We start from the raw sequence: 13,050 nt of genomic DNA, 5'->3' as shown, positions 1-13,050 counted from the left end.
AAACAAAACTATCATGAAAAAATATATCAATAAATTATTCATATTAGGCAGTTTGCTTTTCTTGGGTTCATCCTGCGACAGCGACGCCGCATTGACAACATTAAAAGCTGTAAGTTTCCCTTCAGAAATTACGGTTTCATCAAGTAAAATCGTATTAACAGAAGATACTGCAGACGATCCGGTTTTGTTGGTTTCATGGCCTGAAGTTACTTTTCCTATTGAAGCTCCTGTTACTTATGCCCTACAATTTGATTTAGTGGGAGATACAAGTGGAGCAAATGCTTGGCAAAAAGCAAAACGTATTGAAGTCGGAGCAGAAGTTTTAAGTAAAACTTTAATCGGTCAAGAATTAAATAAAATTGCTGTCGATTTAGGTCTTCCAATTGATGTTGAGGGAAAATTAGTGGTTCGTGTAGAGGCTGCTATGGACCGCAAAGTGTTCTCAAATCCTATTACTTTGACGGTTACGCCTTATGAAAAAAGCGTTGTTTTTGGTGAAATTTATATGCCGGGAAGTTATCAAAACTGGGCTATAGAAACTGCTGCAGCTTTAACTGCTATCCAAAAAGGTGTTTATCAGGGTTACATGAGTGTTACTCCTGGAGCTGGACTTGGATTCAAGTTGAATACCGAAAGAAACTGGGCACAGTTTTATGGTGCAGGCGCTACAAACAGTGACTTGAAAAACATGAGCGATACTGATTTCCAACTTCCTGCTGCTGGTTCTTATCAAATTAAAGTGAATTTAAATACTTTAAAATGGACTGCAACACCTTACTCTTGGGGAATTGTCGGTGACGGAACTGCCGGAGGCTGGGATAATAGTACGCCAATGGATTACGATCATCAAACAAAATCATGGAAAGTAACCGCGGTTCTAGTTCCTGGAAATGTGAAATTCAGATTAAACAACAACTGGACAATCAATTACGGTTCTAAAAATACAACAGACGGAATTGCCTATCTGGATGATCCAGGAGCTCACTATATTGGTGAAGGTGGTACTTACGAAATTATAATGAAAATTAACGATGTAGATCCTGCTAGTCTTGGATATCCTCCGACGTTAACGTATACGATCACAAAAAAATAGATAAAAATTAAGTTTAGTTTGGTTTGAGTTTACCTGTCTTTTTACTTCGAAAGGCAGGTTGCTTTTCAACCATTAAAACATAAAAAAGTAAAATCATGAAATTTAATATAAAAATCGTTTACGGACTGTTACTTGCATTAGCATTTGTTTCGTGCAGTTCTTCTGATGATGACAACAAAACTCCAGCATCTCCGTATACGCAATATGGTGCTCCTTTTGAGAAAATGCCGAAAAAAGAAGATGTTATAATTTATCAGGTAAATATTCGCGCTTTTAGTCAGGCTGGAAATTTAAAAGGTGTTCAGGACAGACTTACTCAAATTCAAGAATTAGGGGCAAATGTTATTTATTTAATGCCTATTTATCCTGTTGGAAAAGAAAGAGCAACTGGCGAATTAGGTTCTCCTTACGCTGTAAAAGATTATAAAGCGGTTAATCCTGATTTTGGAACTTTACAAGATCTGCAAACTTTGGTCGAAGAAGCACACAAAAAAAACATGGCTGTTATTTTGGACTGGGTTGCCAACCACACTGCTTGGGATAATGCTTGGATTACACAACATAAAGATTGGTATCAGCAAGATGCAAGCGGAAATGTGATTATTCCTCCAGGAACCAATTACAATGATGTGGCGCAACTAAATTTCAACAATACTGAAATGAAAGATGCCATGATTGACGCTATGTCGTATTGGATCTACAATGCCAATATTGATGGTTTCAGATGCGATTATGCTGATTTTGTCCCAAACAATTTCTGGGCAGATGCTATTACTAAATTGAGAAAAATCAAAAAAACACAGACTATCTTAATGATGGCTGAAGGTTCAAAATACAATCATTTTGCTTCTGGATTTGACTTTACTTTTGGTTTCAATTTCTTTTATACAATCGAACAGCTTTTCAAAGAAAATAAACCTGCTACAACTATTCAGGATTCTAACACAACGGAATATGCAAACGTTTACGATCCAACAAGTAAAGTAGTTAGATACACAAGCAATCATGATGTGAATCTTTCTGACGGAACACCCTTAGAACTTTTTGGAGGTAAAAAAGGTTCTGTCGCTATGTTTGTTGTTGCTGCTTATTTGAAATCTATTCCAATGATTTACAACGGACAGGAAATCGGTTACGATAAAAGATTAAACTATTTCGCAAAAACACCAATCGATTGGTCTACTGCTGATACTTCTATGCTTGCTGAATACAAAAAAATAATTGCTTTCAGAAATACAAGCAATGCTATTAAAACAGGAGAATTTACAGGTTACAGTAGCAATTCGGTAAGTGCCTTTACAATGATTAAGGATTCTGAAAAAGTTTTTGTCCTTTCTAATTTAACCGATTCTACTGTTAAACATCTTATTCCATCAACTTTAAAAGGAAACTGGAAAGATGCTTTTACCGGAGCGGCAGTAACAGTTGGTTCAGAAATAACATTGCAACCTTTTCAATATTTAGTATTGAAAAATTAATACCAAAAGCAACTTTAAAACCTAAATTTGCAAAAAACTAAATAACATGAATTTTCAATCCCACAAAATGCTCCTTCAAATTCGTTTGAGCAAAAAAACAGCGCTTTTATTTTTTGCCTTGGCCAGTACACTTTGGCTTCAGGCACAAGAAATAACTTCGCCAGACAAAAATCTTTCTCTAAAATTTGAATTAAAAGAAGGCGGAATTCCGTCTTACCAATTATCATACAAACAAAAGCCTGTTATTAAACCAAGTTCTTTAGGTTTAGAACTTCAAAACAGAGCTTCGTTTATGGATGGTTTTACCGTTACAAACACGGCTCAATCTACTTTTGATGAAAATTGGAATCCGGTTTTAGGAGAAGAAAAAACAATTCGCAATCATTACAACGAATTGGTTGTCACTTTGGCTCAGGCAAAAAACAACAATAGATTTATCCGTATTCGTTTTCGTTTATTTAATGACGGATTAGGATTTCGATATGAATTTCCGAAGCAAAACGACTTAAGTTATTTTGTAATAAAAGAAGAGCGTTCTGAATTTAATCTGGCAGGAAATCATAAAATTTTCTGGATTCCGGGAGATTATGACACCAACGAATATGCTTACACCACTTCAAAGATTTCAGAAATTCCGTCTTTGATGAAAAAAGCAACGATTGAAATTAATGCGCAGCAACCCATCGCAGCATTGTCTGTTCAGACGCCTTCAATGATGAAATCTGATGATGGTTTATACATTAATATTCACGAAGCAGGATTAATCAATTATCCAGCAATGTATCTTGAAGTTGATGCTAAAACCAACAAAATGATATCTCATTTAGCGCCAGACGCAGTTGGTGCAAAAGGTTATATGCAAACCGATGCACAGTCGCCTTGGAGAACTATTGTAGTAAGTGATAAAGCAACTGATATTTTGGCTTCAAAATTAATTTTGAATCTAAATGAACCGACTAGTTATAAAGATGTTTCATGGATTAAACCTTCAAAATACATCGGAATTTGGTGGGAATATTTTGTTGCAGGAAGAAGTACTTGGGCTTTCGGAAAAGAAAACAACGTAAAATTAACCGATGATTTCACAAAATTAACTCCAAACGGAAAACACGGAGCCACAACGGAGCGTGCAAAAGAATATATTGATTTTGCTGCTAAAAATGGTTTTGATTCGATTCTGATTGAAGGCTGGAACATTGGTTGGGAAGATTGGATTGGAAACTGGAAAGAAGAAGTTTTTGATTACGTAACCGCTTATCCGGATTTTGATGTAAAGGCAGTTCATGCTTATGCGGCTTCAAAAGGTGTAAAAATTATCATGCACCACGAAACTTCTGGTTCGGCTACAAATTACGAACGTCGTTTGGATCGTGCTTTTCAATTTATGAATGATAATGGTTATGATGCTGTAAAAACAGGTTATGTAGGACAAATTATTCCGCGTGGAGAACATCATGACGGACAATGGATGGTGAATCATTACATTAACGTTGCAAAACGTGCCGCCGATTACAAAATTATGATCGATAGTCATGAAGCCGTTCGTCCGACAGGTTTACACCGAACTTTTCCTAACTGGATTGCTCAGGAATCAGCGCGCGGTACTGAGTTCGAATCTATGGGAGGATTAGCTCCGGATCACACAACCATTTTACCTTTTACCCGTTTAATGGGAGGTCCGATGGATTATACACCTGGAATTTTCCAGACTGATCTTTCTTATTACGGAACTGGAAGCACCCAACGAGTAAATACGACTTTAGTAAAACAATTGGCTTATTATGTAACCATGTACAGTCCGTTGCAAATGGCGGCTGATATTCCTGGGAATTATGAGCGTTTTCCAGATGCATTTCAATTCATCAAAGATGTAGCTGTAGATTGGGATAACACTTATATTCTAGAAGCTGAACCTGGAGATTACATTACAATTGCAAGAAAAGCAAAAGGCAAAAACGAGTGGTTTATTGGCGGAATTACAGATGAAAATACAAGAACAGCAAATATTTCATTTGATTATTTACCTGCTGGAAAAAATTTCGTTGCCACTATTTATGCTGATGCCAAGGATGCTAATTGGAACGAGAATCCGCAGAAATATACTGTTACTAAAGTTATCGTAAACTCAAAAAGCAAATTGAAGCAGTATTTAGCACCAGGAGGAGGTGTTGCTATTAGCATCAAAGAAGCAACTGCTTCAGAATTGAAGGGATTGAAGAAATTATAGATTACTAAGTTTTTCTGCCACCAATTTCACGAATTCCGCGAATTAAGAACACAGATAAAATTTGTGCTAATTCGTGAAATTCGTGGCAGAAAAACTATGCTCTTTTTTGAGCAAAAAATTAAAAACTTACTATAGAAAACTATTAACCACAAATGTTTGTCGAATTTAAAAACAATGCGAGTGAGAATGAATTTTAGTTAAGAAATGCCGACAAGCATGCAAAAAACTATTATTATGAAAATCAACATTACCACTAGATTATTTCATATTACGAAAGCACTATTTTGTTTTCTGTTATTATTTGCAAGTTCAGTTTATGCACAAGACCCCGCACAATACGGAACGCCGTTTGCAGGAGTGCCTGACACGAGAGATATCAATATGTATCAGGTACATATTCGTCCGTTTAGTGCCAACGGAAATTTAGCCGGAGTAACCGCCCGATTAGACAATATAAAAGCACTCGGTACCAATGTTATTTATTTAATGCCGATTTTTCCCCACGGAACCGATTCCCGAAGTTCGGCTTCGCCCTATTGTATCAAAGATTTTAAAGCTGTTGGATCTGAATATGGTTCTTTGGCCGATTTAAGAACTTTGGTTGACGGTGCTCATAGCCGCGGAATGGCAGTTATTTTAGACATTGCCATCAATGGAACTTCTTGGGATCATGGTTGGACCGTTTCTCATCCTGAATATTATAAAAGAACTGGTACCACAATTCAGCAATTAGGAAATTTTGGAGACATTGCAGCACTTGATCTTAACAATTCAGCTACGAGAGCCGCAATAAAAGACGCCATGCGTTACTGGATTTTCGCAGCCAATATTGATGGTTATCGTTGCGATTATGCCAATAATCCTCCTTTAGATTTCTGGTCAGAAGTGAATTCAAATCTTCGAAGCATAACTTCTCACAACTTAATAATGTTAGCCGAAGGTGACAGACAAGAAAACTTTCAGGTTGGTTTCGATATGAATTATGGTGACAGATGGTTTCATAGTGGTTTGTATGATATTGCAAATGGCGGTCCCGTTTCTCAAAGACTTCAAGATCAAACTACTTATGAATACGCTAAAGCAACTGGTAATCAGCAGATTGTTAGGTATACTGGAAATCATGACACTTACACCAATGATGATGGCGTAAGAAGACCATTTGTAGCATTTAAAAATCATAACGGAATTGTTGCCAATTTTCTGGTTTCGGCTTATATGAGAGGAGTTCCTTTCTTGATGAGCGGCCAAGAAATTGATTACGAACCCAAAACCGATTGGCCTTGGCAAAACTTCAAATTCAACTGGTCACAAAACCCAACCTCTGCAGCTGATTTTGCTAAAATTCTAAATTTTAGAACCTCAAGTGCTGCAATTAGACGTGGAGATTTAACAGTATATGCGAATGACGACATCAGTATTTTTACCAAAACATTAGGTTCAGAAAAAGTAATCGTAATGTCGAATTTGAGAAATGCTGCTAAATCGTATGTTATTCCGGCAGCTTTGGCAGGAACTTATGTAAATCCGTATAACAATAATGCTTCTGTGACTTTAACCGCAGGATCGACACGCAATTTTGCAGCTTTCGAATATTTGGTTTTAACCAATACAAATGCGCCGGTTGTAGCTGTAACAGGAGTTTCTGTTAGTCCAGCTTCTGCAACTATTGGTTTAGGTACTACACAGCAATTAAATGCAACGATTGCTCCAGCAAATGCAACAAACCAGAACGTAACTTGGACATCGAGCAATACTGCGGTTGCAACTGTAAATACTTCTGGATTAGTAACTGCGGTTGCAGCAGGAACAGCAACAATAACGGTAAAGACAGTAGACGGAAACAAAACTGCGACTTCAGCCATAACAGTTGCCACAATTCCAGTTGCTTCAGTAGCCGTTTCTCCAACTACAGCAAGTTTGTACGCTGGAAATACGCAACAACTTACAGCGACAGTTTCTCCAACAAATGCTACAAACAAAAATGTTGCTTGGTCATCTAGTAATACCGCTATCGCAACCGTAAATAGTTCTGGTTTAGTAACGGCAGTTGCAGCGGGAACAGCGACAATTACGACAACAACGCAAGACGGAAATAAAACAGCGACAGCAACAATTACGGTTAATCCAAATACGAATTTCACAGTTTATTTCTACAAACCGTCAAATTGGGGAACTGGAATTAAAATCTACTATTGGAGCGCATTACCTTCAGGGGTTTTAGCAGATGCATCTTGGCCTGGTGTAAACATGACTAATACCGGAAACGGCTGGTACAGTTATACCTTTACAAATGTAACTTCTACCAATTTAATTTTTAATGACGGAACCAACCAAACTGCCGACTTAAGTCGAAATAAAACAGGTTGGTACATGAACAACGTTTGGTATGATACGAATCCTGGAACTGGCGTTGCTGTTACAAGTGTAAGTTTAAGTCCAACATCAGCATCATTAAACATTGGTGGAACCCAGCAGCTTACTCCTACTGTTCTTCCAACAAATGCTACTAATAAATCAGTAACTTATAGTTCAAATAATACAGCTGTTGCAACTGTTAATGCTTCTGGTTTAATTACCGCTGTAGCGAATGGAACGGCGACTATTACCGTTACAACTGTTGATGGAAGCAAAACAAGTACATGTTTGGTATCGGTTACAACAGTACCAAGCGGAGGAAATTATTACACTATCAAAAACAGATGGACAGGAGCTTATTTATCTGATTCAGGAACCAATGTCGGTTACGGAACAACAATTTCAGGCAACAATTACAAATGGCAAAAAATAGCAATTGACGCTACTTATTTTGTCCTTAAAAATGTGGCAACAGGCGAATTAATGAATATCGAAAGTCAAACTGGAAATATACAATGCAATATTACCGATACCACTTTCTGGAGCGCACAATGGTCAAGCGATTATATTGACGGAACGTGGACTCGTTTAAGAAACAGATGGCAAACTGGAAATATCATTCATATCGAAAACCAAACAGGATCTGCTCAATACGGTAATTCTCAAGACGGATGGTACAGCGCGCAATGGCAATTGGAGCCAACAACAGTTGGAACATCAAAAATGGCATTAAATGCAGAAGAACCTCTTACAGCAGAACCTGTAATTGGAATTTATCCAAATCCAGCGACAAATAATGAATTTCATATTTTAATGCCAGAACTAGCAAATGGAGATACTGCCGAAATTTTTGTATCCGACTGGAACGGAAGAACACTTTTGAACCAAAGACTTTCTTCTTCAGGACAAGTTAATCATCATTTATCTTCAGGAATTTATATTGTAAATATTGTTTCTAAAGATTTTAATGTAACTAAAAAACTGATTGTTAAATAAATTCGGTTTTTAGTTTAAGTAGAAAAGCGCATGAAATATCATGCGCTTTTTTGTTGGCACGAATGGCACCAATTTGCACAAATTATTTTTTTGACTCAGTGTAAAAATTTGTGGAAATTAGCGTAATTAGTGGTTAAAAACTTTAAAAAGTATAATTCAGAGCAAATCCAAAATTATTCTCTGAGGTAATTTCATTTTTATTTAATGAAGGTTTAAAAGCTAATCTTTCATTTACATTAAACTGAGATAAAGCCGCGTCGATATTGGCATCTATGATATTTAAAACATAAAACCCAACCATAAACAGGGCAGATAAATCTCTATTTCTTTGAAATTGCTTTTGAGCAGCAATCAATTGGCTTTCACTCAATCCTGCGAGAAATTCTGAATCACTTTTAATACCTTCTAATCTGCTTTTGTACTCGTCTCTGTAAATATTGTATTTTTTCTGATTGTCGATATACAGATAAGTACTCGTGCCAATTGCACCATAAATCAAAGGAAGTTTCCAGTATTTTTTATTATAAATCTGACCTAAACCTGGCAATACCGCAGAATAAAAAGCTGCCTTTGATGGACGAAGCGGATCTATAGTTTCAGATTTTAAAGAATCTTTTACAATAACAGGTTTTTCTTGGGCGAATATAGAAGTTAATCCGATAAATAATAGAACGACAAGAAATTGATTCTGCATAAAAATGTGGCTTTGAAAATTTTGGCTCAAAGAACGCTTTTTTGCACTAAGATTTTTCTTAAATAAACGGTAAATAAAACTTAAATTTTTAAAGTATTTTTCGCTACGAATTTCACCAATTGGCACAAATTTTATTCACAATATTGAAATCTTTAATTCGTGTTAATTAGCGAAATTAGCGACAAACTTATTTTATTCCTCAAACAATTCCATCAACTCCAAAGCTCGTTTTATCGACTTCACATTTTCAAAAGTCAATAATAAGCGTAATCCGTTTACGGTTTGTTTTTCTTTCATTTTGCAGAGATTGCTATGCTTTTGAACAAAGTTTAAAACATTTCTGAATTTCACCGATTGGTAATAATCGGATTGTTGATCTGAGACAAAATAACCAATCATTTTGCCTTGTTTCAAAACTAATTTCTCAATTCCGACTTTAGTGGCAATCCATTTAATTCTGATGCTGTTTAACAAAGCAACAGCAGGTTTTGGCAATGGCCCGAAACGGTCGATTAGTTTTTTCTCAAATTCCTGTAAACCAGCTTCGTCTTTTATCGCGCCCAATTCGTTGTATAAAACCAAACGTTCTGAAACGTTGTTGATATATTCATCTGGGAATAATAATTCGAAATCAGCATCGATTTGAATGTCTTTTACGTATTCTTTTGTATCGATGTCGTTTTCTTCAGGATATAAATCTTTGAATTCGTTTTCTTTCAATTCCTCAATCGCTTCGTTCATGATTTTTTGGTAAGTATCAAAACCAATTTCGTTAATGAAACCGCTTTGTTCTCCCCCTAATAAATCTCCTGCTCCACGAATCTCCAAATCTTTCATGGCAATATTGAAACCGCTTCCCAGTTCGCTAAATTGCTCCAAAGCCTGAATACGTTTTCTGGCATCTTCGGTCATGGATGAATACGGCGGACAGATGAAATAACAGAATGCTTTTTTATTGCTTCGCCCAACACGACCGCGCATTTGATGCAAATCTGATAATCCGAAATTATTGGCGTTATTGATGAAAATCGTGTTCGCATTTGGAACGTCTAATCCGCTTTCGATGATTGTGGTTGCAACCAAAACATCAAAATCTCCGTTCATAAAACCTAACATCAATTCTTCGAGTTTTGCGCCGTCCATTTGTCCGTGACCAATTCCGACTCTAGCATTTGGAACCAAACGCTGAATCATTCCAGCCACTTCTTTTATATTTTCAATTCGGTTATTGATAAAGAAAACCTGTCCGTTTCTTTGAATTTCATACGAAATCGCATCGCGGATAATTTCTTCATTAAAACCAACCACATTCGTTTCAATCGGATAACGATTTGGCGGAGGCGTTGTAATTACCGATAAATCTCGCGCCGCCATTAATGAAAACTGCAACGTTCTCGGAATTGGCGTTGCGGTTAATGTCAACGTATCGACATTCGCCGCAATGGTTTTTAATTTATCTTTTACGTTTACACCGAATTTTTGTTCCTCATCAACAATTAATAAACCAAGGTCTTTAAAAACCACATTTTTGTTTACCAATTGATGCGTTCCAATAACAATATCCAGTTTTCCTTCGGCTAAATCTTTTAGCGTTTGTGTTTTTTGTTTTGCCGTTCTGAATCGGTTTAAGTAACCAATTGAAACCGGCATATCTTTTAAACGTTCAGAGAAAGTTCTATAATGCTGATACGCCAAAATAGTTGTCGGAACTAAAACCGCAACTTGTTTGCTGTTGTCAACCGCTTTAAAAGCAGCACGAATCGCAACCTCAGTTTTTCCGAAACCAACATCACCACAAACCAAACGGTCCATCGGGCGATCGCTTTCCATATCGGCTTTTACTTCTGCCGTCGATTTGGTTTGGTCTGGTGTATCTTCGTAAATAAACGAACTTTCCAATTCGTTTTGTAGATAACTGTCTGGCGCAAACTGAAAACCTTTTTCTAAACGACGTTTCGCATACAGCTGAATCAAATTGAACGCAATATGTTTGACGCGCGCTTTGGTTTTTTGTTTTAAAACTTTCCAAGCGTTCGAACCAAGTTTATAGATTTTCGGAGGCGTTCCGTCTTTTCCGTTGTATTTTGAGATTTTATGAAGCGAGTGAATGCTTACATACACAATATCATTATCGGCATAAACCAATTTTATGGCTTCTTGCGTTTTTCCTTCAACCTGAATTTTCTGCAATCCGCCAAACTTCCCGATTCCGTGATCGATATGCGTTACATAATCGCCTACGGAAAGTGCAGTCAATTCTTTTAAAGTGATATTCTGCTTTTTCGAATATCCATTTTTAATGTTGAATTTATGATAACGCTCAAAAATCTGATGATCTGTATAAGCCGTTATTTGATTTTCTTCATCAATAAAACCTTGGAATAAAGGCAATACAATGGTATGATATTGTTTTCTGATGTTTTCTGAATTCGCTTCATCTAAACTTTCAAAAATATCATGAAAACGTTTTGCCTGAGTATCATTCGAACAAAACAGATAATTCACATATCCGTTAAAATGATTATCGCTCAAATTATTTAGCAATAAATCAAATTGTTTATTGAAAGAGGGCTGAGGCTGAATATGAAACTCAAATTTTTTGGTTGTTTTATAAACGGGTCTTGAAGCCAATTCTACAACTGAAAAATCCAAAGATCTTTTTATAAATGACGCCTGATTTAAAAACAATTGTTCTGGCGTGGCGTGTTTTATTTCTTTCGACAATTTCTCAAAAGCTTCTTCTGCTCTTGCAAATTGTTTGTCCAACTGACTAAAAAGTCCTTCGGTATTTTGAATGAAAAGAACTGTTTTCTCTGCAATATAATCTAAGAAACTCTCACGGTTTTCCTGAAACAATTTGTTCTCTACATTCGGGATAATCGTGATTTTTTTATGTGTTTCTACAGACAATTGCGTTTCAACATCAAAAGTTCTGATGCTGTCTACTTCGTTTCCGAAAAATTCAATTCTATAAGGATGATCATTTGAGAAAGAAAAGACATCAACAATTCCTCCACGAACCGAAAATTCGCCAGGTTCTGTGATGAAATCTACTCTTTTGAATTCGTATTCAAACAAAACTTCGTTGATAAAATCGATCGAAATTTTATCGTTTAAAGCTACTTTTAAAGTGTTTTTATCTAATTCTCTTCTGGTAACTACTTTTTCAAAAAGTGCTTCCGGATACGTAACAATTACGGCAGGTTTCTTTCTAGAGTTAATTCTATTTAAAACCTCAGCGCGAAGCAAAACGTTCGCATTGTCGGTTTCATCAATTTGATACGGACGACGAAATGAAGCAGGATAAAACAAAACATCCTGCTCACCGATCATTTGCTCTAAATCGTTTAGATAATAAGCGGCTTCTTCGTTGTTATCCAAAACAATCAAAAAAGGAAGTTCAGTTTTCTTAAAAACGGAACGGATTATAAATGAAACAGCAGATCCTAACAATCCGCTAATATTCATTTTTATCTGATTCCCTTCCAGTAAACTTGTTGCAATCTGCTGCGCTTTTGGCAGATTGTCGTAGGTTGTATATAAGGCGTTTTTACTCAACTTTTGCTGCGTTTTGATCTAATTGATTGCGTGGCGCAACAGCATTCGGAATTGCGCGTGCAGTATCTAACATTCTAAGGAAATCTTCCTCTCCTTCTTCTTTCGGAACTTTGGCTCTTTCTACAATTTTATCCATTTGTCTTTCCAACGAAATCATTTCTTTGTTGATTTCCTGAACCAAAAAAACTACTTTATCATCAGGAATTTTATTTAAATGAATAAACAAATCCAACATCCTGATTTTTGTAATTAAAATAGAAATACGACTTTTTATGGCCGGTTCATTAAATTGTGCCGGAATATTATTGTTCAAAGCCATCGCTTTTTTGGAAATCGCTGCCGATTTTTTCTGAAAAGCTCCGATTGTTTTTCTCGGCTTATCTCCCAGTTCCTTCATAAATTCTCGCCATTCTGTCCATGAATTTAATTGAGATTCTGAAATTTCGTTGATCGGTTCATCAATAAACGTCCAGCCTTTATTTATATTATTAAAAATAGCTTCTTTCTTTTTAGCTTCTTTAGCATTTTCTGCACGGCGTTTTTCATCCTGATTTTGGCAAGAAAACAATACGGCTGTCAAAAGCAGAAAAAGAGATATTTTGTATTTCATTTATTAAAATGTTAGGCCGCAAAGTTACGAAGTAAATTT

At 36.2% G+C, this 13,050-nt stretch carries 7 protein-coding genes; 4 read left to right on the top strand and 3 right to left on the bottom strand.

Annotation, left to right across the window (positions count from 1 at the left end):
- The first annotated feature begins 13 nt into the window (after positions 1-13).
- The 4 genes from K6T82_RS14440 (at position 14) to K6T82_RS14425 (ending at position 8,149) form a co-directional block, all read left to right on the top strand.
- Entirely contained in the window at positions 14-1,093 is a 1,080-nt protein-coding gene (locus K6T82_RS14440; protein ID WP_223706907.1) for a SusE domain-containing protein, read from the top strand.
- A 95-nt stretch (positions 1,094-1,188) separates the two neighbouring features.
- The gene (locus K6T82_RS14435; RefSeq protein WP_223706905.1) at positions 1,189-2,571 is read left to right on the top strand and encodes an alpha-amylase family glycosyl hydrolase; all 1,383 of its coding nucleotides are present in this window, start codon (positions 1,189-1,191) and stop codon (positions 2,569-2,571) included.
- 46 nt (positions 2,572-2,617) lie between these two features.
- Positions 2,618-4,798, top strand: coding sequence for a glycoside hydrolase family 97 protein (locus tag K6T82_RS14430; RefSeq protein ID WP_223706903.1), 2,181 nt, complete (start codon positions 2,618-2,620; stop codon positions 4,796-4,798).
- Positions 4,799-5,032: 234 nt separating this feature from the next.
- Positions 5,033-8,149 (top strand): Ig-like domain-containing protein, encoded by a 3,117-nt coding sequence (locus K6T82_RS14425; protein ID WP_223706901.1) that lies wholly within the window; start codon positions 5,033-5,035, stop codon positions 8,147-8,149.
- A 142-nt stretch (positions 8,150-8,291) separates the two neighbouring features.
- On the opposite strand, the gene K6T82_RS14420 is transcribed toward K6T82_RS14425, so the two are convergent.
- The 3 genes from K6T82_RS14420 to K6T82_RS14410 all read right to left on the bottom strand — a co-directional run bounded on the left by K6T82_RS14420 (position 8,292) and on the right by K6T82_RS14410 (position 13,011).
- On the bottom strand, positions 8,292-8,843 hold the full coding sequence (locus K6T82_RS14420; protein ID WP_223706899.1) for a DUF5683 domain-containing protein: 552 nt from the start codon (positions 8,841-8,843) through the stop codon (positions 8,292-8,294).
- A gap of 192 nt (positions 8,844-9,035) precedes the next feature.
- A complete protein-coding gene (mfd, locus tag K6T82_RS14415; protein ID WP_223706896.1) occupies positions 9,036-12,401 on the bottom strand; it encodes a transcription-repair coupling factor in 3,366 nt (1,121 codons plus the stop codon).
- Positions 12,394-13,011, bottom strand: a complete 618-nt coding sequence (locus K6T82_RS14410; protein ID WP_223706894.1) for a hypothetical protein — start codon at positions 13,009-13,011, stop codon at positions 12,394-12,396. Before K6T82_RS14410 ends, mfd begins: the two co-directional genes overlap by 8 nt.
- Positions 13,012-13,050: the final 39 nt, after the last annotated feature.

The sequence above is a fragment of the Flavobacterium potami genome (assembly GCF_020026915.1).
GTDB lineage: Bacteria > Bacteroidota > Bacteroidia > Flavobacteriales > Flavobacteriaceae > Flavobacterium > Flavobacterium potami.
The sequence above is the reverse complement of the archived record's forward strand: the minus strand, read 5'-3'. Positions and strand labels throughout refer to the sequence as shown.